At 59.6% G+C, this 23,089-nt stretch carries 19 protein-coding genes; 5 read left to right on the top strand and 14 right to left on the bottom strand.

The genetic code is table 11. The features are described from left to right. The 3 genes from addB to trxA all read left to right on the top strand — a co-directional run bounded on the left by addB (position 1) and on the right by trxA (position 7,126). Positions 1-3,189, top strand: coding sequence for a double-strand break repair protein AddB (gene addB, locus FHX16_RS08645; protein WP_183864411.1), 3,189 nt, complete (start codon positions 1-3; stop codon positions 3,187-3,189). Further along, complete coding sequence (gene addA, locus FHX16_RS08640; RefSeq protein ID WP_183864410.1) at positions 3,182-6,733, top strand: double-strand break repair helicase AddA; 3,552 nt, start codon at positions 3,182-3,184, stop codon at positions 6,731-6,733. The genes addB and addA overlap by 8 nt, the downstream gene beginning before the upstream one ends. 72 nt (positions 6,734-6,805) lie before the next feature. After that, a complete protein-coding gene (gene trxA, locus FHX16_RS08635) occupies positions 6,806-7,126 on the top strand; it encodes a thioredoxin (protein ID WP_007528746.1) in 321 nt (106 codons plus the stop codon). A gap of 51 nt (positions 7,127-7,177) precedes the next feature. Here trxA and FHX16_RS08630 read toward each other — a convergent pair whose 3' ends face one another. The 9 genes from FHX16_RS08630 to FHX16_RS08590 form a co-directional block, all read right to left on the bottom strand. Next, entirely contained in the window at positions 7,178-8,530 is a 1,353-nt protein-coding gene (locus tag FHX16_RS08630) for a folylpolyglutamate synthase/dihydrofolate synthase family protein (protein ID WP_183864409.1), read from the bottom strand. Between the two features lie 21 nt (positions 8,531-8,551). After that, positions 8,552-9,454 (bottom strand): acetyl-CoA carboxylase, carboxyltransferase subunit beta, encoded by a 903-nt coding sequence (gene accD / locus FHX16_RS08625; protein ID WP_016556872.1) that lies wholly within the window; start codon positions 9,452-9,454, stop codon positions 8,552-8,554. Positions 9,455-9,493: 39 nt separating this feature from the next. Next, a complete protein-coding gene (gene trpA, locus FHX16_RS08620; protein WP_183864408.1) occupies positions 9,494-10,333 on the bottom strand; it encodes a tryptophan synthase subunit alpha in 840 nt (279 codons plus the stop codon). Between the two features lie 3 nt (positions 10,334-10,336). Continuing rightward, on the bottom strand, positions 10,337-11,557 hold the full coding sequence (gene trpB / locus FHX16_RS08615) for a tryptophan synthase subunit beta (RefSeq protein ID WP_183864407.1): 1,221 nt from the start codon (positions 11,555-11,557) through the stop codon (positions 10,337-10,339). A gap of 2 nt (positions 11,558-11,559) precedes the next feature. Next, complete coding sequence (locus tag FHX16_RS08610) at positions 11,560-12,228, bottom strand: phosphoribosylanthranilate isomerase (protein WP_183864406.1); 669 nt, start codon at positions 12,226-12,228, stop codon at positions 11,560-11,562. 73 nt (positions 12,229-12,301) lie between these two features. Beyond that, complete coding sequence (locus FHX16_RS08605) at positions 12,302-13,063, bottom strand: M48 family metallopeptidase (RefSeq protein ID WP_183864405.1); 762 nt, start codon at positions 13,061-13,063, stop codon at positions 12,302-12,304. Positions 13,064-13,156: 93 nt separating this feature from the next. After that, positions 13,157-13,591 carry a DUF2852 domain-containing protein gene (locus FHX16_RS08600; RefSeq protein ID WP_114714233.1) on the bottom strand — a complete coding sequence of 145 codons (435 nt, stop codon included), beginning with the start codon at positions 13,589-13,591 and terminating at the stop codon, positions 13,157-13,159. A 145-nt stretch (positions 13,592-13,736) separates the two neighbouring features. After that, positions 13,737-15,014: a polyhydroxyalkanoate depolymerase gene (locus tag FHX16_RS08595; RefSeq protein ID WP_183864404.1), complete on the bottom strand. Its 1,278-nt coding sequence runs from the start codon at positions 15,012-15,014 to the stop codon at positions 13,737-13,739. A 206-nt stretch (positions 15,015-15,220) separates the two neighbouring features. Beyond that, the gene (locus FHX16_RS08590) at positions 15,221-16,063 is read right to left on the bottom strand and encodes a fumarylacetoacetate hydrolase family protein (protein WP_183864403.1); all 843 of its coding nucleotides are present in this window, start codon (positions 16,061-16,063) and stop codon (positions 15,221-15,223) included. A gap of 392 nt (positions 16,064-16,455) precedes the next feature. On the opposite strand from FHX16_RS08590, the gene FHX16_RS08585 reads away from it, so the two are divergent. Next, positions 16,456-17,049, top strand: a complete 594-nt coding sequence (locus FHX16_RS08585) for a nitroreductase family protein (RefSeq protein ID WP_183864402.1) — start codon at positions 16,456-16,458, stop codon at positions 17,047-17,049. 66 nt (positions 17,050-17,115) lie between these two features. On the opposite strand, the gene gyrB is transcribed toward FHX16_RS08585, so the two are convergent. From gyrB to FHX16_RS08560, 5 genes are all read right to left on the bottom strand, one after another. Further along, entirely contained in the window at positions 17,116-19,551 is a 2,436-nt protein-coding gene (gene gyrB / locus FHX16_RS08580; RefSeq protein ID WP_183864401.1) for a DNA topoisomerase (ATP-hydrolyzing) subunit B, read from the bottom strand. Between the two features lie 134 nt (positions 19,552-19,685). Next, positions 19,686-20,063, bottom strand: a complete 378-nt coding sequence (locus FHX16_RS08575; protein ID WP_183864400.1) for a helix-turn-helix domain-containing protein — start codon at positions 20,061-20,063, stop codon at positions 19,686-19,688. Next, a complete protein-coding gene (locus FHX16_RS08570) occupies positions 20,060-20,620 on the bottom strand; it encodes a Smr/MutS family protein (protein ID WP_183864399.1) in 561 nt (186 codons plus the stop codon). The genes FHX16_RS08575 and FHX16_RS08570 overlap by 4 nt, the downstream gene beginning before the upstream one ends. Then, positions 20,620-21,738 carry a murein transglycosylase A gene (locus FHX16_RS08565; RefSeq protein ID WP_183864398.1) on the bottom strand — a complete coding sequence of 373 codons (1,119 nt, stop codon included), beginning with the start codon at positions 21,736-21,738 and terminating at the stop codon, positions 20,620-20,622. Before FHX16_RS08565 ends, FHX16_RS08570 begins: the two co-directional genes overlap by 1 nt. Beyond that, positions 21,735-22,436 carry a Tim44/TimA family putative adaptor protein gene (locus FHX16_RS08560; RefSeq protein ID WP_183864397.1) on the bottom strand — a complete coding sequence of 234 codons (702 nt, stop codon included), beginning with the start codon at positions 22,434-22,436 and terminating at the stop codon, positions 21,735-21,737. The genes FHX16_RS08565 and FHX16_RS08560 overlap by 4 nt, the downstream gene beginning before the upstream one ends. A gap of 125 nt (positions 22,437-22,561) precedes the next feature. Between FHX16_RS08560 and FHX16_RS08555 the strand changes: the two genes are divergently transcribed. Next, a complete protein-coding gene (locus FHX16_RS08555; RefSeq protein ID WP_183864396.1) occupies positions 22,562-23,050 on the top strand; it encodes an FxsA family protein in 489 nt (162 codons plus the stop codon). The last annotated feature ends 39 nt before the right edge of the window (positions 23,051-23,089 follow it).

Here is a 23,089-nt window from a genome sequence, read left to right as displayed (position 1 = left end):
ATGGCCGAGCATCACCGGCCGAGGGTCTTAACCATCCCCGCGGGGCTTCCTTTTCTGAGGACCCTTGCCGAAAGCCTTTGTGACGGCCGGCTGACACCGCAATTCCGGTATGATCCCGACGATCCTCTATCGCTTTCTAAAACCACGATCTATCTGCCGACGAGGCGTGCGGCACGTGTGCTTCGCTCGGAATTCGTCGACCTGCTAGGCGGTCGATCTGCGATCCTACCGGTCATCCGCCCACTCGGCGAAACCGATGACGACAGCGGCTATTTCGACGAGGCCTTACCGGCGACCTTGGATCTTGCCCAGCCGCTCTCGAATACCGCCCGGCTGCTGGAACTCGCCCGCCTCATCCTCGCCTGGCGAAACAAACTCCCGGAAATTGTCCGCAGCATCCATTCCGATTCGCCACTCGTTGCGCCGGCAAGTCCCGCCGACGCCATCTGGCTTGCGCGGAACCTTGCGGAACTCATCGATGCGATCGAAACCGAGGATCGGGATTGGAGCGAGCTGTCCCGATTGAATGCCAAGGATTATTCGCTTTGGTGGCAACTGACGGCCGAATTTCTGCAGATCGCCAGCACCTTCTGGCCGGAGAGGCTGAACGAGCTTGGCAAGTCGTCGCCGGCGCGGCATCGAAACGCCATCCTTCGGGCGGAGGCGAATCGTCTTGCGACAACCCGACCGATGGGACCCATCATCATTGCGGGATCCACCGGTTCGGTGCCGGCGACGGCCGACCTTATCGCGGCGGTCGCCGCCCTTCGGGAAGGCGTGATCGTACTACCGGGCCTCGACCTCGGGATGCCGGATGAGCACTGGCGAATGGCGGCACCGGACGATCGGAAGCCAGCGGATCCCGCGAGCCGCAGTCACTCACAATACGGCCTAGCCCAGTTGCTGAAGCGACTGAAACTGATGCGCGAGGACGTTGTGCCGCTTGCAGAGCCACCAGAGGAACTGCAGCGCCGCGCTGAAATCCTGTCGCATGCGCTCGCCCCTGCCGAGGCCACCAGTGACTGGGGAAGCTGGAAGGCGAAGCTACCCGCCACGGCCATCTCGATAGCGTTTGCCGATGTCTCGTTGATCGAGGCAGGCAACGAGCGAGAGGAAGCGACCGCGATCGCGATCGCCCTGCGTTTGGCACTCGAACGGCCCGGCAAAGACGGCGAGAGCCGGGCGGCATTGATCACGCCCGATCGAAACCTCGCCCGACGCGTTAGCACCGAACTCGCGCGTTTTGGCATCGTTGCGGATGATTCTGCCGGCACGCCGCTTTCCGCAACACCACAGGGAACATTGCTGCAGTTGCTGCTCGAAGCAACGCTTCGCCCCGGTGATCCGGTCGCCATCGTCGGGCTGCTCAAGCATCCATTGGCCCGCTTTGGGCTGGAGCGTAGCGCGCTTGTCGAAGCCGTCGCGGCACTGGAGCTTCTTGCGCTCCGGGGTGGCGTAGCCGAGGTCGACATCTCTGCGCTCGAACCGCTTTTCGAGCAGCAGCTGTCCAAGCAGTCCCAGGATCGTCACGCGCCGCAATGGCGAAAGGCGCTCCCCGCCGGTGCAGTCGATCACGCCCGTGCCCTTGCCCGTCGCATTGCCGAAGCCACCGAACCGCTCGCCTCGGCGCTCGTTCGAAGCCTACCCGAAGAGCGAGGACTGACCACCAGCTTTGCCCTTTCCGAATGGGCGAAGCGCACCGGGCGCGCCCTGGAGGCCGTGGCCGGCGACGATCGCGGTGACCTTGCCGGGCTCTGGTCGGGGGAAGCGGGCGACACGCTGGCGTCAATGCTTGGCGAGGTTATTGAAACCGAAGGACGGATCAACGCCGACGGGCCGCAATGGATCGATATTGCCGCAGCGCTTCTCGCAGGCCAGGCAGCAAAGCCGCGGGCGCTAAGTCATCCAAGGCTGTTCATCTTCGGCACGCTGGAGGCTCGCCTGCAGAGCGTAGACACGCTCATCCTCGGAGGGCTGAACGAAGGGTCGTGGCCGGGGCAAACGTCCAACAATCCCTTTGTTTCCCGCACCATGAAGACCGAGATCGGGCTCGAACCGCCGGAGCGACGGATTGGCCAACTGGCGCACGACTTCGAAATGGCCAACGGCACGCGTCATCTCATCTATTCGCGGGCGCTCAGGCAAGGTTCGACGCCAACTGTTGCGTCGCGGTGGCTGCAGCGACTGCTCGCGTTTGGCGGGAAGGAGTTCGAGGCAGAGCTGAAGGGTCGTGGAGACCATTTTGTGCATTGGGCGAATCTGATCGATCAGGGCGATCGCCAGGCACCGGCACAACGCCCAAGCCCAACGCCACCACAGGAAATGCAGCCGAAGTCCTATTCGTTCAGTGAGGTGGGGCGGCTTCGTCGTGACCCCTATGCGATATACGCACGCCGGATTCTGCGGCTCGACCCTGTTGCACCCTTCAACCGGGATCCGGGTGCCGCCGAACGAGGAACGCTCTATCACAAGATCATCGATCGCTTCATCCGCGAAGGTCACATCGCCGGAACACCCGCGGCGGAAACGGCGATGGAGGTCATTCTGGCGGAGTTGTTCGACACCGAACAACTGCCCGCACACATCGACATTGTCTGGCGCCCGCGCTTTCGCGAGGTTGCCCGCGCCTTTCTTGATTGGGAGGCACGACGACGGCCGGATATCCGAAAGACGCTGACGGAAGTGCGCGGCGGCGTCGAGTTGGAGCAAATCAATCTCAGGCTCAGCGGTATCGCCGACCGGATAGACATCACGGGGACGGGAGCTGCCGATATCATCGACTACAAGACCGGATACAATCCTTCTGCGTCTCAAGCTCGCGCCCTTCTCGATCCCCAGTTGGCGCTGGAGGCCGCTGCGCTTCACGCCGGCGCCTTCCGGGACGCCGGCAGTCTCGTTCCGCAGAATCTTCTCTATGTGCGACTTCGCCCGGGCGATCGTTTCCAGGTCGATGCCGTCAACAACGAGACGTCGACGAGGAACGACAAGACAAAGTCGGCTATGGATCTGGCGGTCGAGTCGATCGATCAGCTCATAAAGTTTGTCTCGCTTCTGCAGTCGGGTGAAAAGGGCTTTACGTCCCGGCTTCTGCCGGCACAGCAATTCGACTTTGGTGGCGACTACGATCATCTGGCCCGCGTCTCGGAGTGGTCAGCGGCGGAGAGCGACGAGGCAACCGGCGATGAATGATGAAACAACATTGCCCGAGGGCGACGATCCCGTTGCCTGGACGAGTTGGACGACCATCCAACAGTCCATCGCATCCGACCCTCAACGCTCTGCCTGGGTTTCGGCCAATGCGGGTTCCGGGAAGACACATGTCCTGACGCAGCGCGTCATCCGACTACTATTGGCCGGGGCGCGCCCGTCGGCGATTCTCTGCCTGACCTATACGAAGGCGGCAGCATCCGAAATGTCGAACCGAGTGTTCGAAAGGCTCGCCGAATGGGCCGTTTTGACCGATGTGGAGCTTGAAGAGCGCATTGCGCGGATCGAAGGCAGGACACCCGAGCCTGCAAAGCTTGCGGAGGCGAGGCGGCTCTTTGCCAAAGCGCTCGAGACCCCGGGTGGACTGAAGATCCAGACCATCCATGCATTCTGCGAGGCGCTGTTGCATCAGTTTCCCCTGGAAGCGAACGTGGCCGGGCATTTTTCCGTGCTCGACGATCGAGCGGCCGCGACGCTTCTTTCGGACGCGCGTCGATCACTGCTCACGGCAACGACACCAGAGGATGACCCAGCGCTCGCGGAAGCCTTCGCCTATGTGCTCAATCTCGGCGATGAGTCAGGCCTCGAAAACCTTCTCGGGGAGATCATCGCCAACCGCAATGCGATCCGAGCGTTTACCCAGGATGCCGAGCGTCGGGGCGGCATCGAAGCCGTGCTGCGCACGAAGCTCTCCCTCTCCGAAAATGACACTACGGTTGGCATTGCCGAGGCCTATTGGCCACTCGCCGGGCTGCGTGGCGGCGTGCTTGACCAGTATCTAAACCTTGCGGACCAGAAGGGCGGGGCCAAAGCACATGTCATTGCAGCCGCCTTGCGGTCAGCCTCACGCGAACGCGACTATGCGCGGCGTGCTTTGCTGCTGGAGAAAGTCTTCCTTACGGGAAAGGGAGAGCCAAAGGCGGATTCACAGTTTTTCGTGAAGGCGATGTTGAACGAGGCGCCAGAACTCGTTGATGCCGTCGCAACGGCACGAGCGCACGTCGTATCGTGCCGGGATCGATTGAAAACCGTGCGCATGTACGAGGCCACCCGCGCCGCGCTGGTCCTCGCCGACCGTCTCAACAAGGATTACGACGACCTCAAGAGACATCGTAGCCAACTCGACTTCGAGGATCTGATAACGCGGACTGCAGAGCTGTTGAACAAGAGCGACGTTGGCCCGTGGATCCACTACAAGCTCGACCAGGGCATCGACCATATTCTCGTCGACGAAGCACAGGATACCAGCCCGATCCAATGGAGCGTCATCCAGTCGCTAGCCGAGGATTTCTTTTCGGGCGAAAGCGCCCGCACCGCCGTGCGGACCCTGTTTGCCGTTGGTGACGAAAAGCAGTCTATCTACTCGTTCCAGGGTGCCCGCCCCGAGCGCTTTTCCGAAGAAAGCCAACAGACGCGCCGGCGCGTTTCCCAGAGCGGACTTGCTTTCTCGACGGTGCGGTTACCGCTGTCCTTCCGCTCAACCTCGGACGTCCTTGCCGCTGTTGATCACATTTTCACGCCAGCTGAGAATGCCCGTGGGCTGAGTGCGACAGGCGAACCAGTGGTTCACCGTTCCAACCGTATCGGCAACCCCGGCGCGGTCGACCTCTGGGAGATGGTGGCGCCGGAGGCGACGATAAAGGAGGAAGACTGGACCGCACCCTTTGACGCTACACCGGAGAGCGCGCCAGCGTCCATTCTTGCGCGTCGCATCGCCAACACGATTGGCAATCTGGTTGGCAAGGAAACGATCGTCGAGAAGGGTAAAGAGCGACTGATCGACGCCGGCGATATCCTCGTGCTCGTACGCAAGCGCGATGCCTTCGTCAACGCGCTGACACGCGCCCTAAAGCGCCGCGGCGACATACCGGTCGCCGGTGCTGACCGCCTGCGCCTGACGAGCCACATCGCGGTGCAGGACTTGGTGGCTCTCGGCCGCTTTCTGCTGTTGCCGGAAGATGATCTCTCGTTGGCCGCGCTGATGAAGAGCCCGCTTCTCGATCTGAGCGAGGACGACGTCTTTGCAGTTGCCGCCCTTCGTGCGGAGGGCGAGAGCGCCTGGTCTCACGCGCAGAAGTTCGCCGCCGATGGCAATTCGCGCTTCGAAGCGGCGGTTTTACGTCTCAAACTCTTCCTCGATGAATCGAAAGCGCTGTCGGTTCACGATTTCTACGCGCGCGTGTTGGGATGCCACGATGGCCGACGACAGTTCCTTGCCCGCCTCGGAACCGAGGTAAGCGACATTCTCGACGAGTTCCTGACATTCGCGCTCGATCACGAGAACTCGGGCCTGCCCGGCCTGCAGTCCTTCATTTCGACGCTCGAAATTGAGGCGCCGGAGGTTAAGCGCGAGCAGGACAAGGGGCGGAACGAAGTCCGGATCATGACCGTCCACGCTTCAAAAGGTCTGGAGGCGCCGATCGTGTTCCTCGTTGACGGCGGATCAAAGGCCTTCATACACTCGCACATGCCCAAGCTTCGGCTTCTTGAACAGGAGCATGGCGAACCGCCGATGCCAGCCTGGGTTCCGCTCGGCGATCTCAGCAACTCGCTCACCCAAATTGACGCGGCGCGCCTCCAATCGCTCGCGGAACAGGAATATCGCCGGCTACTCTATGTGGCGATGACGCGAGCTGCGGATCGCCTAATCGTTTGCGGTTACCGGGGCATTCGTCCGAACACCGATACCTGGCATGCAATGATCTCGACAGCGATGACGGACAGTCATCCGCATGTCTCCGCTGCGACATTCTCCGGACCGGACGGCACCTGGGCCGGTATCGAATGGCGCGTGCCCCGAATTGAGCGCAGGTTCGAACGGTTGGTACGCACCGAACAGGCCGCAAGGCCGGAGAATATCCCCCCGAGCCTGGCAAAGCCGCTGCCGCCGCGAAGACAGTTGCCCCGACCGCTCAGCCCTTCCGGCGTCGGGACCATCGTGGACGATGGTGCTGATGATCTTCTGGTCGCCTCCCCGCTCTTTGACGAAAAGGGCAAACCGGATCGCTCCCTGCAAAAAGGGCGGCTCCTACACCGCCTGTTGCAGACGCTGCCGGATCTGCCGCGCGGCGAGCAGGCCGATGCAGCAGCGCGCTACGTCGAGCGCGCTGCGCGCTTCTGGCCGGAGAGCGAGCGTCGGCGACTCGTAGATTCGGTCCTGAAACTATTAGGGGATCCCGATCTGAAGGCCGTGTTCTCAACTCACGCGCAGGCGGAAGTCGCGGTCATGGGCACCCTGACGATCGCCGGACTCGACCACGCCGTTTCCGGCCGCGTTGACCGAATGGCAGTCTTCGAGGATCGGGTGGTGGTGCTCGACTACAAGACCAATCGCGTTCCGCCACAGACGGCAGAGACGATTCCCTTTTCCCACAAAGCTCAGCTTGCAATTTATCGTGAAATCCTGGCGCCGCTCTATCCCGGCAAACGCATCGATTGCGTGCTGGTTTACACCGAGAATGGTTCCGTTCACACCCTGACGCCCGATGCATTGGCGTCGGCGCTTGCGCAGCTCGAAACAAAGTGAAATACCGGGCATTGAAATTCCCGCACCGCACGCTCACATGTGTTTCAACAGGAATCCGTAAAGGAGCAGCCTATGGCTACCGTAAAAGTCGATATCAACAACTTCCAGTCGGAAGTTCTGGAATCCGCAGAACCCGTCGTCGTCGATTTCTGGGCTGAATGGTGCGGCCCGTGCAAGATGATCGCCCCCAGCCTCGAAGAACTCGCTGTGGAGTTTCAGGGCAAGGTGAAGGTCGCCAAGCTCAACATCGATGAGAACCCGGAACTGGCCGCTCAGTTCGGCGTCCGCTCCATTCCGACGCTCGCCATGTTCAAGGCCGGCGAAGTTGCTGACATCAAGGTTGGCGCTGCCCCGAAGACCGCTCTTTCGAGCTGGATCTCAAGCGCCGCTTAAGCATTTCCTATCAGCAGATAAGAAGAAGCCCGGCATTTGACCGGGCTTTTTTCATTTCGGGGGTGTGCCGTTGTCGGCAAGCACATCGCCGACGAGATAAAGAGAACCGCCGATCAGGATGCGTGGCGGGTGGGCCTGTTCGAAGGCGCCTTCCTTGACTGCTTCCAACGCGTCGCTGACAGTCGACATCGGCTCCGCGACGAGGCCCGCATCATATGCGGCGTTTGCCAGGATAACCGGGTCAATCATCGAGTCGCTGCCACGGATCGGCACGCAATAGACCTTTTCGGCAAGTCCCTTGAAAGCCTTGAAGTAGCCGACCGGATCCTTGGTGTTGATCATCCCAATGATCAGGAACAGCGGCCGTGACTGCTTTTCCTCGAAATTCGCCATGGCTTCGGCGATGACTTCCCCAGCGCCAGGATTGTGGCCGCCATCGACCCAGATTTCCGCCTTGGCCGGGGCACTGGCCATCAAATGCCCGTCGTTCAGTCGCTGAAGGCGACCCGGCCACTCGACCGACAGCAGCGCCTTTTCCATCATGGTCTCGGTAACCGTGAAGCCGGCAGCCTTGACGGCGCGGATCGCTGCCGCAGCATTGGCATACTGGTGGCGACCCGGAAGACGCGGCAACGGCAGGTCGGCGAGGCCAAACTCGTCCTGATAGACGAGGCGTCCATATTCCTCATGTGCCATATAGTCCTGGCCGAAGACGGCCGTCGGGCAATTCAGTCGCTCCGCAGTCGACATCAGGACGTCGAGCGCGGCATCATACTCCTGCTTGCCGATAACGACCGGGCAACGGCGCTTCATGATGCCTGCCTTTTCGGCCGCAATCAGTTCGACGCGATCGCCGAGATAAGGCTGATGGTCCAGCGAAATCGGCATGATGACGGAGACGGCGGGGTCGGAAATCACGTTGGTCGCATCGAAACGGCCCCCGAGGCCGACCTCGATGATAGCCGCGTCCGCCGGATGCTCGGAAAAAAGGATGAAGGTGACGGCGGTCAGGATCTCAAAAACAGTGATCTTCTGACCATCATTGGCTGCTGCGACGCGTCGCACAGCCTCGGCGAAAACCGCATCATCGACCAGCTGGCCGCGGCTGCCTTTGACACCGATCCTATAGCGCTCGTGCCAGTTGACCAAATGCGGAGAGGTATGGACGTGGGCGCTGTAGCCGCCGGCTTCCAGCAAAGCCCGGCAAAAGGCAGTTACCGAGCCCTTGCCGTTCGTGCCCGCCACGTGAATGACGGGCGGCAGCTTTTTCTGCGGATCACCGAGAACGGAAAGAAGCCGGGTAATGCGGTCAAGGGATAGATCGAAGCCCTTGGGATGCAATCCCATCAGCTTATCGATTTCCTGTGCTGCTTCGCTCACTGCGGCTTGGCCCCTTGGTATCATCGCGCGACCCGCCTAGTCGGCTCAGGCGCTCGCGGCGATCGCGAGCGTCCCGCTTTCCTTGTTGAGGTTTGCTGCAGGCTTCTTGGTCAGGATCTTCAAGACGCGAGCCAGCGTATCCGGAATATCGTGGCGCTTGACCACCATGTCGACCATGCCGTGTTCCAGCAGGTATTCCGACGTCTGGAAGCCTTCCGGCAGCTTTTCGCGGATCGTCTGCTCGATGACGCGCTTGCCGGCAAAGCAAATTTCCGCGCCGGGCTCTGCCAGGTGCAGATCTCCGAGCATCGCGTAAGACGCCGTAACGCCACCCGTGGTCGGGTTCGTCAAAACGACGATGTAGGGCAGCCCCGCTTCCTTCAGCATGTCGACGGCAACGGTCGTGCGTGGCAGCTGCATGAGCGACAGGATGCCCTCCTGCATGCGAGCACCGCCCGAGGCCGGGAACATAACCAGCGGGCACTTCTCCGCAATGGCGCGTTCGAAGGCCTTCACGATTGCCTCGCCGGCGGCAATGCCGAGCGAACCGCCCATGAAGTTGAACTCGTGAACGACGGCGACGAGCTTCAGGCCACGAACCTTGCCGACGCCGGCAACGATCGTGTCTTCCTGCTCGGTCTTAACGCGGCTGTCCTTCAGGCGGTCCGTGTATTTCTTGGAATCGCGAAACTTCAGCGGATCCTGTGCGACCTTCGGCTGGACGAGCGCTTCGTAGGCGCCGTCATCGAAAAGATCGGCAAGACGAGCCTTTGCCGGCATCTTCATGTGATAGCCGGACGCCGGAATGACCCACTTGTTGCTCTCCAGATCTTTATGGAAGACCATTTCACCCGTTTCCGGGCACTTGATCCAGAGGTTCTCCGGCACTTCGCGGCGGCCCAGCATGGAATTGATGCGGGGGCGGACGTAGTTGGTGATCCAGTTCAAGTCGAAAACTCCTGATTGACTATTGCCAATGTGGGGAAACTATTCGGCAGCAACAAGGCGCGCCGAACGTGTCCCCGTTGACAGTCCACGAACAAGCGTGGCGACGGCCTGGACGGTATCGGCGGTTGCCTTCCCATCCTTAGTGAGGCTTGCTGCCACCTGATTGACGATTGCGGTGCCGACGACGACGCCATCGGCCGAGCTGCCGATGACCTTCGCATGGTCGGCGGTCTTGACGCCGAAGCCAACGCAAACCGGCAGGTCGGTATGCTGCTTGATGCGCTTGACGGCGCCGGAGACGAGAGATGTATCCGGTAGCGCCGAGCCGGTGATACCGGTCATCGACACGTAATAGACGAAGCCCGATGTGTTCTTGAGAACGGTCGGCAGGCGCTTTTCATCCGTCGTCGGCGTTGCCAGGCGAATGAAATTAATCCCCTTCTTGAGGGCGGGGATGCAGAGTTCGTCATCCATCTCCGGCGGAAGATCAACGATGATGAGGCCATCGATGCCGGCAGCCAGCGCATCATCGACGAACTTGTCCACGCCATAGATATAAATCGGGTTATAGTACCCCATCAATACGATCGGCGTTGCGTCATCGGCTTTGCGGAAATCGGCTGCAAGCTGCAGTGTCTTCTTTAGGGTCTGACCGCCCTTCAGAGCGCGCTGGCCAGCCATCTGGATCACCGGGCCATCGGCCATCGGATCGGAGAAGGGCATGCCGAGCTCGATGACATCGGAGCCCGCCTCCGGCAAGGCCTTCATGATGCCGAGCGAGGTTTCGTAGTCGGGATCGCCGCCCATAAAATAGGTGACGAGTGCCGGCCGGCCTTCCGCCTTCAAATCGGCGAAGCGTTTGTCCATACGTGCGGTCATGACTTACTCACCCATTCCCAGAATCTTGCCGACAGTGAAGATGTCCTTATCGCCGCGGCCGGAGAGATTCATCAGGATGACCTCGTCCTTGCCCATCTTCGGGGCGCGCTTGATGACTTCCGCCAGCGCGTGCGACGGCTCGAGCGCCGGAATAATGCCTTCGAGGCGGGTGAGCGTCTGGAAGGCTTCGAGCGCCTCATGGTCCATGATCGGAACGTATTCAACACGGCCGATGTCATTCAAGTAGGAATGCTCCGGGCCAATGCCTGGATAGTCGAGGCCAGCCGAAATCGAATGGCCTTCCTTGATCTGGCCGTCGCTATCCTGCAGTAGGTAGGTGCGGTTGCCATGCAAGACGCCGGGCGAGCCTGCGGTGATCGAGGCGCAGTGCTCATCGCCATTGAGGCCCTTGCCGCCCGCTTCGACGCCGACGATCTTGACGCTCTCATCGTCGAGGAACGGATGAAAGATGCCGATCGCATTGGAGCCCCCGCCGACGGCGGCGATAACGAGATCCGGCAAGCGCCCTTCGGCCTCCAAAATCTGCTCACGAGCTTCGGTGCCGATGACTGCCTGGAAGTCACGGACCATTTCCGGATAGGGATGCGGGCCGGCAGCCGTGCCGATCAGGTAATAGGTATCATCGACGTTGGTGACCCAGTCACGCAGCGCCTCGTTCATGGCGTCCTTGAGCGTGCCATGGCCGGCCGTGACTGGCTTCACCTCGGCGCCAAGCAGCTTCATGCGAAACACGTTCGGCGCCTGACGCTCAACGTCGGTTGCGCCCATGTAAACGACGCAAGGGAACCCGAAGCGGGCGGCAACCGTTGCGGAGGCAACGCCGTGCTGACCGGCACCGGTTTCCGCGATGATGCGGGTCTTGCCCATACGCTTGGCGAGCAGGATCTGGCCGATGCAGTTGTTGATCTTGTGCGAACCGGTGTGGTTCAGCTCTTCGCGCTTGAAGTAGATCTTCGCGCCGCCGAGTTCGGCCGTGAGGCGCTCAGCGAAATAGAGCGGGCTTGGGCGGCCGATGTAGTGGGTACCAAGCTGTTTCAGCTCCGCCTGGAATTCCGGATCGTCCTTTGCCTTGTTCCACTCGTCCTGAAGGTCGAGGATCAAAGGCATCAGCGTCTCGGCGACGAAGCGGCCGCCGTAAATACCGAAACGGCCGTCTTCATCAGGGCCGGAACGGAAGGAATTCGGTTTTGGCGTCTGGTTCACTCTCAACTCCCTGAGGCCGCTTCGGGCTGGCAGGCCCACGCGACCGCATCGAAAAACTCATCGATCATTGCCACATCCTTGACGCCCGGCGCGCTTTCGACGCCGGAAGACGCATCGATCCCGGGCGCCTTGGTCATGGCGAGCGCCTCGGCAATGTTGGCTTTGTTCAAGCCACCGGAAAGCATGTAATCCACATTGTCGTCAAGCCAAGAGAGCAAGCTCCAATCGAAGGAAACCCCGTTGCCACCGGGCAAATCGGATCCCTTCGGGGGCTTGGCGTCGAACAGGAAACGATCGGCAATGCCAATGTAAGCCTCGACCCGCTTTAAGTCGTCGGCCGTCCGCACGGAGAAAGCCTTCATGACCGGCAGTCCATACACCGCCTTTATGGTCAATACGCGCTCAGGGCTCTCGTCGCCGTGCAGCTGGAGAATATCCGGCTTCAACAGCGCCACGATCTCATCGAGATCGTCGTTGCTCGGATTTACGGTGACGGCAACGATCTTGGCCTTGCCGCGAGCCGGCTCTGCAAGCCTGCCGGCGATATCCGGCTCGATGTAGCGTGGGCTCTTCTCGAAGAAAATGAAGCCGATATGCGTGGCGCCCCTTGCCAAGGCGCGATCGATCGCTTCAGCTGTCTTCAACCCGCAGATTTTGATATCTGGTTTCATGGCAGCGAAGTGACACGAAATACGCTTGGAGTCGAGCCAAATCGCGACAAAAGCTGAATTTTCGAGGCTTCGATCAATCAAAATCGATGGCGTGAAGCTGGCTGCCGTGACGCTTCAACCAGGCTTTTGCCTCTTCCATGTGAGGGCAGAGCTTTTTGCAGAGCGCCCAGAAGCGCGGTCCGTGATTCATCTCCCTGAGATGGGCCACTTCGTGCGCCGCCAGATAGTCAACGACCGACGGTGGCGCCATGACGATGCGCCAGGAAAAGCTTAGATTGCCTTCGGACGAGCAGGATCCCCATCGACTGCGAGTGTCCTTCATGGCGATCGACTTGATCGGTGCATTGATTGATCGGGCGTGCAGCGTTGCCAACCTCTCAAGATCGGCTCGCGCCTCCTTCTTCAGGAAAGCCGCAATGCGTCGCCCGACATGCTCGGGCATCCCGCTGACCTTGAGCACGGGTTTGCCATCGACGACGACGCCCTCCGTCAGCCCGCGAAGGCTGCCCGTATGGTAAATGCGATGAGACACGCCGCGGAAAGGAACAGTGCCGCCGTCACGAAGAGAGCCATCAGTGGAGAATTTGGCAAGCTTCGTCAGCAGCCAGCCCTGATGACGGTCAAGGAACGCATTCACCTCCTGCGGTGCTAACCCACTCGGGATCGTCATCTTCAGTGCCCGGCCACCCGGCTCGATACGCAGGGTAATACGGGTCGCCCGCTCGTGTTGCTTGATCGTCAGCGGCATCAGGCGGCCAGCCACGTCAAGCGTTCGGGTCTCCGGCGGAGCCGGCTTCCGAACGCTGCGGCGTGGCTTTGCGAGAAGCGGGAACATGGGTTCTTTCTATATGATTCGCCTGTCCTGCAGACAAAGAAAAGCCGGCATCAACGATGCCGGTTCAAGTTTCAGTGCTGAACAGTCCTGGAATTACGGCGTCTGGTATTCTGCTACCGGGCCATTATCGTCACGCTTGGCGTTCTTGCGATCGCGCATGAAGCGGTCGAACTCTTCCTGGTCCTTGGCGCGGCGCAGTTCGCGTACGTAGGAATCGAACTCTTCGCGCATCTCATCCAACTTGCGACGTTCTTCTTCGAGCCGGTCGAGCTCGGCCTTCCGCCAGTCGTCGAAGGCGACGTTGCCCGTCGAGAAATGCGGGCGATAGCGGCCATGCGAACGTCGGCAGCCGGCAAAGAATCCATCCGCGGCATTGTTGGCGTCGCGCTTGAAACCGCGCAGACGCTCCCCGAAGATGATGTAGGCGAGCATGGCCAGACCCAGAGGCCAGAAGACCACGAAGCCGAGGATCATCAGGGCAATGGTAGCCGGAGTCCAATCCGGGCGAAGCAATGCTGACTGGTTCATCGTGCGGTGTCCTCGCATTTTCCGCGCCCGGCAAGATGCCGAGCGCTAGAATCGATGTGGTTACACGGCCAGGAAGCTTCAAGACGGGGCACGTCTAAATCGCACAACACCTTGAAATACAATTACTAATTCAGAATCCACTAATTCAGCTGGACTTACCGCCTTTGATCACCCGCTTTACAGCAGGCTTTCCTGTACGCGCATGTTCCCTGACGAAATTGACGATGCGTGGAGCGATTTCGCGGCGGAAGCGCGAGCCGTTAAAGACTCCATAGTGGCCGACATCGGGCTGCAGGTAGTGCATGCGCATACTGTCGGGGATGTTGATGCAGATGGTCTGGGCAGCCTGAGTTTGGCCAACGCCCGAGATATCGTCATTCTCGCCTTCTACGGTCAGAAGGGCAACGTTGCGGATCGCGGCGGGATCGACAAGCTTGCCGCGGTGGACCAATTCGCCCTTCGGCAGCGCGTGCTTGATGAACACCTGGTCGACCGTCTGAAGGTAGAACTCGGCCGTCAAATCCATGACCGCCAGATATTCGTCGTAGAAATCACGGTGCTTCTCGGCCGGCTCGCCGTCATTCTTCACGAGATGCATGAAGAATTCCTTGTGCGCGATCACGTGCCGATCGAGGTTCATCGACATGAAGCCGGACAGCTGCAGGAATCCTGGATAGACCGGGCGCATGAAGCCCGGCTGAGGCCACGGCACGTTCATGATCACGTTGTCGGCAAACCACTCCAGCGACCGCTCCTTGGCTAGCTGGTTTACCGCCGTCGGGTTGATGCGCGTATCAATCGGTCCGCCCATCAATGTCATCGAAGACGGCGAAAACGGATCGTTTTCCGCCTCCATCACCGCGGCCGCGGCCAGTACAGGTACGGACGGCTGACAGACGGCGATGACGTGGGTGTCTGGACCGAGGAAGCGCAGCATTTCGATGACGTAGTCGACGTAATCATCGAAATCGAAGGTGCCCTCCGTCATCGGCACCATGCGAGCATCCATCCAGTCCGTGATGTAGATGTCGGCATTTGGCAATAGCGCCTCAACCGTACCGCGCAGCAGCGTCGCATAGTGCCCGGACATCGGCGCAACAACGAGAATGCGCGGGTCTGACACATGACCACTCGGAACATTGCGGGCGAAATGGAGTAGGCTGCAGAAGGGGCGTGACCAGACAATCTCTTCTCGGACAGCAACCTTTCGGTCGCCGATGACGGTCTCTTTCAGATCGAATGAGGGTTTGCCGTAGCGGCGCGTTGTGCGCTCGAACATTTCGAGACTTGCCGCCATAGTGCGGCCCCAGGGCGTCTGCGAAATGGGATTGAACGGATTGGCATAGACCATGCGCATGATATCGGCGAAAGCACGATAAGGCGCCAATGCAGCATGGTTCAATTCATAAAGCTGATAGAACATGAGATGCGCCACCTTTCTCTAATCTGGAAGACGACGCCGATTGAAAAGGCATCGGATTCTTTCCAACGACGTGCTGGCACCTCAACGCAGATTAACAGGTTTTTGTTGCGCAGCAACATTGGCATCCGCACCGCAAAAAGAAATGCCGGGAAAATTATCCCGGCATGATGGTGCGCTCGAATGCTTAATGATCTCGGAATGGGGTCTCAGCGGTCAGCCGCGAAGGTCTGCTTCTGTGAGCCCAGACCCTCGATACCGAGCTCAACGACGTCACCGGACTTAAGAAACCGCGGTGGCTTCATGCCCATGCCGACGCCAGGAGGCGTCCCAGTCGAGATGACATCGCCCGGATGCAGGGACATGAACTGGCTGAGATAGGACACCACGTAGGCAACGCCATAAACCATCGTCTTCGACGAGCCGTTTTGCATGGTTTCGCCATTGACCTTCAGCCACATCCCGAGGTTTTGCGGATCCGCGATTTCGTCCTTGGTGACGAGCCAGGGCCCGATCGGACCAAACGTGTCGCACGACTTGCCCTTGGTCCATTGGCCGGCACGCTCCGTCTGGAAGGCCCGCTCGGAGACGTCGTGGGACACACAATAGCCGGCGACGTAATCAAGCGCATCGGCTTCACTGACATACTTCGCCGTTTTGCCGATGACGACGCCGAGTTCCACTTCCCAGTCGGTCTTCTCGGAGCCGCGCGGAATGAGGACATTGTCGTTCGGCCCCACGATTGCCGACGTTGCCTTCATGAAGATGACGGGCTCCGGCGGGACGGTCGCGCCAGTTTCCGCGGCATGATCGGAAAAATTCAGGCCGATGCAAATGAACTTTCCGGTTCCGGCAACGCAGGCGCCGATGCGGCCGGGTGCCAATTCCGGCAGGCTCTTCGGGTCAATAGCCTGAAGCTTCGATAAGCCTTCGGGCGAGATCGCTTCGCCGCCAATATCCGCGACATGCGCGGAAAGATCACGGATCTTGCCATCGGAATCGAGCATGGCGGGCTTCTCATGGCCAGTCTCTCCAACACGCATAAGCTTCATGAAATTCCTCCTCAGAAAAAGCGACGTCGTGATCACCTATGAACGACATATTCACCGGTGTCATTACGGCTTTTTGGCGAAGCGGTACGCAGCTCCAGAAAATTTCCGTAGATCCAGCCTTCCGACGATCAATCTTTGACCAGGCCCCGCCTGCAAGAAGATCAGTTTCCTTTCATCACTTTGCGACGCGTGCGCAGCTAGTGACAAGAGAGACTTGCGCTCTCCCAGTAAGCGACCATCGCTTGCCAAGCGCCTCTGATGAAGCCTAAGACAAGCGGGAAGGAGCTTGATATGCAAGGTCGACTATCGCCAGCGCCCATGCCAGCAAGTATCTTCTCTGCCAAAAACTCAACATCCACTAGGATATGTGAGAAACCGCACTCGGAAGCGCAATGACAAAGAGCAATAGCCGTGAATCCCAGTATGCGATCGACCCGTTGTTCCTCGATCGCTGGTCGCCTCGCGCGTTTACCGGAGAAGTGATTGATGAATCGGTTCTTTTGACAATTCTCGACGCAGCGCATTGGGCACCATCGTCCGCCAATCAGCAACCCTGGCGTTTTGTCTATGCACTCAATGGCTCGGAGGACTGGAGCAAGTTCGTCGACCTCTTGGTCGAGTCGAACCAGGAGTGGGCGAAAAACGCTTCGGCGCTCATCTACGTTGTTTCAAGGAGTTTCAACGGCGACTTTTCCGAAGGAAGGAAGAGCTACACGCACTCGTTCGACGCCGGCACCGCCTGGGGCTATCTCGCGCTGCAGGCCCGGCTTTCAGGCTTCTATGCCCACGGCATGGGCGGCATCAAGCACGAGGAAATCCACAAGGCGTTCTCGATTCCCGAGAGCTACCGGGTCGAGGCAGGCGTAGCGGTTGGTCGCCTTGCCGACAAGAGCGTGCTTTCAGAGCGCAACCAGGAGCGGGAAGTTCCGAGCCAGCGCAAGTCTCTTTCCGAGGTCGCCTTCCGCGGCAAGTTCATCGCGAACTAGGATTTATAAAGCAAAACCCCACGTTGAAGCGCGGGGCCTTGGATACAAATCTGAGGTTTCGATATCTTAGATATCGAGGTTTGCGACGCTGAGTGCGTTGTCCTGGATGAACTCCCTGCGCGGCTCGACTTCGTCACCCATCAAGCGAGCGAAGAGGCCATCGGCATCCGTAGCGTCGGCAACTTTGACCTGGAGCAGTGAACGAACGTTCGGATCCAACGTCGTTTCCCAGAGCTGTTCGGCATTCATTTCGCCGAGACCCTTGTAACGCTGCATCGTCAACCCCTTGCGACCGCTTGCGAAAATCGCGTCCAGAAGTGCTCGGGGGCCGGAAATTTCCATGTTGCCGTCGCGCCGGGAGAGCGATGGAGGTGTCTGATAGATTTCCTTCAGCCGAGCCGACAGCTGATCGATAAGCCTTGCGTCCTGCGAGCCGATCAAGGCCATGTCAAGGACGACGACTTCCTTTACGCCACGCACCATGCGCTCGAGCTTGAGGCCACCTTCGCTGGTCACGCCCCCTTCCCAACCCCGCTCGGTGTCTTCCGCAATCAGATCGAGCCTGCTGGCAACTTCGCCAGCCAGCTGTTCTGCTCTCCCGCGGTCGCTGACCGCTTCGGCGTTCAGAGCGCCGGCGATCGCCGCCTGTTCGACGACAGCGCGATTGTAGCGCGAATGCAAGTTGTCGAGCAGCGCGCGAAGACGCAACGCGTCGCTGATCACCTCGCCAACGTCCTGCCCTGTGCGCACTTCACCGCTGCCGAGCCTCAAGGCGGCATCTTCCAGGCCCTGGGCAATAAGATAATCCTCAAGGGCCTTCTCGTTCTTCAGGTACTGGATCGACTTGCCGCGCGATACCTTATAGAGCGGCGGCTGAGCGATATAGAGGTGACCACGCTCGATCAGCTCAGGCATCTGACGGAAGAAGAAAGTCAGAAGCAGAGTACGAATGTGGGCGCCGTCGACGTCAGCATCCGTCATGATAATGATCTTGTGGTAGCGCAGCTTTTCCGCGTTGAACTCGTCCTTGCCAATGCCGGTGCCAAGCGCGGTAATCAGCGTACCGATTTCCTGGCTGGACAGCATCTTGTCGAAGCGAGCACGCTCGACGTTGAGGATCTTTCCGCGCAGCGGCAGGATAGCCTGGTTTTCGCGCGAACGCCCCTGCTTGGCCGAACCACCTGCCGAGTCGCCCTCGACGAGGAAGACTTCGGACTTGGCGGGATCACGCTCGGAACAATCGGCGAGCTTGCCGGGCAGAGAGGCAATGTCGAGGGCACCCTTGCGGCGGGTGAGTTCGCGCGCCTTACGGGCAGCTTCGCGCGCCGCGGCGGCTTCGACCACCTTGCCGACCAGCACCTTGGCTTCCGACGGATGCTCTTCGAGCCACGTGCTCAGCGCTTCGCTGACGAGGTTTTCGACAACGGGGCGAACTTCCGAGGAAACCAGCTTGTCTTTGGTTTGCGACGAAAACTTCGGATCCGGCACCTTTACGGAAAGAACGGCCGTCAGGCCTTCGCGGCAATCGTCGCCAGTCAGGGTCACCTTTTCCTTCTTTGTGATCCCCGACGTATCGGCGTAGGAGGTGATCTGGCGGGTCAGCGCGGCGCGGAAGCCGGCCATGTGCGTGCCACCGTCGCGCTGCGGGATGTTGTTGGTGAAGCACAAGACGTTCTCGTGGTAGCTGTCGTTCCACCACATCGCGACCTCGACGGTAATCCCATCTTTCTCCCCGCGGATCGCCACCGGCTTGTCGACTAGCGGCTTCTTGGCGCGGTCGAGATAGGAAACGAAGGCCTCCAGGCCGCCGTCGTAGATCATCTCTTCCTGCTTGATATCCGAATGGCGCTTATCGCTGAGCAGGATGCGTACACCGGAGTTCAGGAATGCGAGCTCGCGTAGGCGATGCTCCAGCGTGCCGTAATCGAATTCGGTCATCGTAAAGGTTTCGGTACTCGGCATGAAGCTGACTTCCGTACCCGTTTCATCGCCAGCGTCTCCGATCACCTTCAATGGTGCGTCGGCCACGCCATGCGTGAAGCTCATTTCATGGATCTTGCCCTGACGGCGGATCTTCAGCCTCAGCCAGACGGAAAGCGCGTTGACGACGGAAACGCCGACGCCGTGCAGACCGCCGGAGACCTTGTAGGAATTCTGGTCGAACTTACCGCCGGCGTGCAGCTGCGTCATGATGACCTCAGCGGCCGACACGCCTTCGCCGCTATGAATGTCCGTCGGGATACCGCGACCGTTGTCGGTGACGGTGACCGACCCGTCGGGATTGAGCGTCACGGTCACGATATCGGCGTGGCCGGCGAGAGCTTCGTCGATCGCGTTGTCGACGACCTCATAAACCATGTGATGAAGGCCGGAGCCGTCATCGGTATCACCGATATACATACCCGGGCGCTTGCGCACCGCATCAAGGCCCTTCAGAACCTTGATCGAGTCTGCGCCATATTCGGTGCTAACGCCGTTTTCCGTCGTGGGTATATCGGTCATACTTTTCGAGAATTTCCCTGTTGTCGGGGCAGAGAAGAGACTTGCGAATCACCTGCCTTTTACATGCCAGAATATAGGGTTTTTGATCGAAGTTCCCAATGCCAGCGGGCTCAAACTGGCCATAAATCAGGGGATTATGACCGTTTTCCGTCCGCTTTTCCGCCGTTTTCGAGAATGCTTGTCAGTTCGCCCAGCGTCGTTTGATCGAGATCGCGAATACAGCCGGCCAGAAGGTTCGCAAATGCGGTATGTTCGGCCGACAAACCGGACGTATCCACCACCACGCGGGGGTCGGAAGAACGCGCCAAAAGGAAAAGTTCCTCTGCTTCATCCCAAATGATGTTGAAGTAACCGGCGATCCGCTGGAGCAGATCGAAGCTGGGCAAGCCGCGCTTGCCATGCTCGAGTGCGGAGAGATAGGCCGGAGAGACATTGAGGGCAGCTGCCATCTGCTTCTGCGAGACACCCTTGCGCTCGCGCAGCTTGCGGATCGCCTCGCCGAACGGCGTCACAACCTTTCTCCATGTCGGCGTGACAGCCTGATATAGAGCGCGCCCTCACCCCCGTGATGTTGGGCTGCCGTTTCATAGGATGAGATGAAATAGCGAAACTCGGGCTTCGAAAACCACATCGGGACAGCACGCTTCAGTGCGCCGTCACTGCCAAGCGAACTGCCCTTGCCGGTAATGACGAGAACATGTCTCATCCCCCGCTCGTGGGCCCTTATCAGAAATTCGAGAAGCAAGATGTGGGCTTCGCTTTGAACCAGCCCATGTAGGTCGATACGGGCTTCGAGCGGCAGCCGCCCCTTGGCGATCTTACGTTTGACCGGTCTTTCGAGTGGGTGATGGAGACCGGATCGCGATTTCGGAGCCGGAGGCATAGCTGCGACCAAGCTTTCAGACGATGATTTCGGGCTCGCTGCCCTCCCGCTTTCAGCCTCCGCCTCTGTCAGAAAAGCGTCGAGCTCAGTCAAGTCGTCCTGCTTGCCGGGCATAGGCCGCGTACTACGTGCCACCTTGCCCCAGAGTATCCTTTCATCCGTACTGAGCTTTCGGTCGCGTGCCATCAGGCGAATCTCTCCGCTGCGGCGTTCGGAAGCAGGATAAAGAAGTCGGCATCGTGACGCACTGTTCCTGCAAGCTCCCCCGCTTGGTCCCCGGATCCGGTAAAGATATCACCTCGCGCCGGGCCGACGATGGCCGACCCGGTATCGAGCGCCAGCATCAGCCGCGCGAACGGTCGTCCCCCGTCCAGGTGGACCAGGTTTTCGGAGCGAATGAAGAATGTGAAGCCAAATGTGTGAATGAGCCGGTCAACGGCCAGCGAACGACCGGCAATCAACGGCACTTTTGCCGCCGCAATGGGGCCGGCGTTCAAATCCGCCGACGGAACTTCCCGGAAGAAAATATAGGAACGATTATGCCAGAGAATTTCATCAACCTGACCGGGGTGTGAAGCCAGCCATCGCCGAATGGCCTGCATCGAAATTTCCGAGCGTTCGATTTCTCCGCGCTCGATCAACAACTTGCCAATCGCCGAGAACGGATGTCCGGCCTTCGCTGCATAGGTAATCCGGCCGATGGCGCCGTCCGGATATCGCAGGCGTGCTGCACCTTGCACATGAACAAAGAAGACGTCGACCTTCGACTTTGCCCAGGCAATCTCCAATCCTCGGCCAGCCAGGAAACCCTCGTCAATCTCACGACGATCCGGATAGGCGTCAATTGCGCCATCTGTCAGCCTGCCGAACGCATAGCCACCAGGTAAAGTGGCCGGACGATTACCCTCATCAAGATCGATCAGGTCGTCGGGGCGCCGATAGAAGGGAAAGCGATAGTCTTCGTCCGGTACCGCCGAAACCAAAACCTCAGGCTCATAGAAGGCAGTAACGAAACCCGGACTGCCATCCATCCGGCAAATTCGGAAGGGTCGACAGTGGGATTGGAGGAAAGCCCGGGCATCGGTAGCCGATGAAATCCTCGCACTCCGCGCCGCTTCGAGCAGCGGCAAAAGATCCTGTGCCGTCAACCCGAGCGAGCCCGTCCGGTATGCCTTAACCTCGCTGATCTGCCGGCGACATGCCTCCATTGCTTCAAAAAGGCCGGAGGGATCATCATCCTTCCAGCCTTCCAGATCATCGAAGCTTATTGCTTGCAGGGCAAAGCCCGGGGTTTCCTCACTCATGCTTCCGATTCGGTGGCCACGAGTTTCCAGTTGGGATCCCGCGAACGGGTGTCGCGTGCAAAAGTCCAGAGATCGTTGACCTCCGCGACATTCTCCGCATCGCCATCAATGAGCTTGTCAGCGTTGTCATAGGTGGCTGAGATCAACTGGCTGACGAGGCGAAGCGTAATCTGCACCTCCGTGCCTTTGATTTCGGCGCTGGTGATCTCGGCCTTATCGATACCGACGAAGGTCGACTTCACCTTCTCGCCCCTGGATTCACGGTCTGAAATGGCGGCATCGAAGCCGTCATAAACTTCGCGCGATAGGAGGTTCTTCAGAGCCTTGCGATCGCCATCCGCAAACGCCATCACAATCATTTCATAGGCCATTCGGGCGCCGTTCACGAATTCCTTCGGATTGAACGAAGCATCAGCCTTGTTGATTTCCCGGAGCGATTCGTTCAGCGATGTGCCGGCTGGAGCAAAGGCGTCGATTGCGGCAAAACGATCGTCTTCTTCGGCCGACGCATCGCGACGCGGCAGTGTTACTACCTTTCCAGCATCCGGCGAGTCAGGCGCAACGGCGTCGCGCGGCGTGTAAAGATCGCGCGGGGGCTTCTCATTTCCCGTACGGCGACCGAGAACGCTGCGCAGTTGCAGAAAAATCAGCACCGCCGCCACGAGAAAAAACAATGTGATGAAGTCGTTTGAACCCATATCCCGCCGCAGCCGCTGTTAACATCCCTGATTTGTACTCCCATATAGTCCGCCTATACAGATGATTCAAATGGGGTCTGCAACGCGACCCTCCAACGGAGTCCGGCTTAGGCCGGAATTAGACGATGCCCTTGAAGATCCTGCCTGGTTTTCTGCTGCTGTTGCCGCTCGCTGAGATTGCCGGTTTCGTGCTCGTCGGAAGAGTGATCGGACTTTGGCCGACGCTGGCGCTGGTCATTCTAAGCTTCATGGTCGGCATGGCCCTGCTCAGGCGTCAGGGCGTCGGAATCCTGCGCCGCATGTCCGCTGAAGGGCGAAACGGAATGGTGCCGGGGCGAGAACTGCTTCGTCCGGCCATGTTCGTGATTGCCGCATTGTTGCTGATGGTCCCTGGCTTCATCACCGACATCGTGGCGTTGCTGATCTTCATTCCAGCTGTGCGCGATCTGGCCTGGCGGTATGTCAGCCGCCGTTTCGTCGTCGTAGGCCCAACGGGCGGCTTCAGCTCCTCTGGCCGCTCCAAGGACTCGAAGATCGTGGACCTGGACGACGATGACTTTCGGCGCGAGCCGAACGGCAACTCTCCCTGGTCGGGAAAGCATCTGGGCAAGTAGGAGGCGGTCGAGGCGGCAAGCTGGCTCAGGGTTGTAAGG

Source organism: Rhizobium sp. BK661, from assembly GCF_024808825.1.
Taxonomy (GTDB): Bacteria; Pseudomonadota; Alphaproteobacteria; order Rhizobiales; family Rhizobiaceae; genus Rhizobium.
The sequence above is the reverse complement of the archived record's forward strand: the minus strand, read 5'-3'. Positions and strand labels throughout refer to the sequence as shown.

Coding starts and splice junctions, on each gene's coding strand:
- gyrB (WP_183864401.1), bottom strand. CDS start 19,551: ATGACCGATATACCCACGACGGAAAACGGCGTTAGCACCGAATATGGC.
- FHX16_RS08570 (WP_183864399.1), bottom strand. CDS start 20,620: ATGGCACGCGACCGAAAGCTCAGTACGGATGAAAGGATACTCTGGGGC.
- FHX16_RS08565 (WP_183864398.1), bottom strand. CDS start 21,738: ATGAGTGAGGAAACCCCGGGCTTTGCCCTGCAAGCAATAAGCTTCGAT.
- FHX16_RS08585 (WP_183864402.1), top strand. CDS start 16,456: ATGACAAAGAGCAATAGCCGTGAATCCCAGTATGCGATCGACCCGTTG.
- FHX16_RS08560 (WP_183864397.1), bottom strand. CDS start 22,436: ATGGGTTCAAACGACTTCATCACATTGTTTTTTCTCGTGGCGGCGGTG.
- FHX16_RS08610 (WP_183864406.1), bottom strand. CDS start 12,228: ATGAAACCAGATATCAAAATCTGCGGGTTGAAGACAGCTGAAGCGATC.
- trpA (WP_183864408.1), bottom strand. CDS start 10,333: ATGACCGCACGTATGGACAAACGCTTCGCCGATTTGAAGGCGGAAGGC.
- addA (WP_183864410.1), top strand. CDS start 3,182: ATGAATGATGAAACAACATTGCCCGAGGGCGACGATCCCGTTGCCTGG.
- FHX16_RS08605 (WP_183864405.1), bottom strand. CDS start 13,063: ATGTTCCCGCTTCTCGCAAAGCCACGCCGCAGCGTTCGGAAGCCGGCT.
- FHX16_RS08600 (WP_114714233.1), bottom strand. CDS start 13,591: ATGAACCAGTCAGCATTGCTTCGCCCGGATTGGACTCCGGCTACCATT.
- FHX16_RS08555 (WP_183864396.1), top strand. CDS start 22,562: ATGCCCTTGAAGATCCTGCCTGGTTTTCTGCTGCTGTTGCCGCTCGCT.
- FHX16_RS08595 (WP_183864404.1), bottom strand. CDS start 15,014: ATGTTCTATCAGCTTTATGAATTGAACCATGCTGCATTGGCGCCTTAT.
- trxA (WP_007528746.1), top strand. CDS start 6,806: ATGGCTACCGTAAAAGTCGATATCAACAACTTCCAGTCGGAAGTTCTG.
- FHX16_RS08590 (WP_183864403.1), bottom strand. CDS start 16,063: ATGAAGCTTATGCGTGTTGGAGAGACTGGCCATGAGAAGCCCGCCATG.
- addB (WP_183864411.1), top strand. CDS start 1: ATGGCCGAGCATCACCGGCCGAGGGTCTTAACCATCCCCGCGGGGCTT.
- FHX16_RS08630 (WP_183864409.1), bottom strand. CDS start 8,530: ATGATACCAAGGGGCCAAGCCGCAGTGAGCGAAGCAGCACAGGAAATC.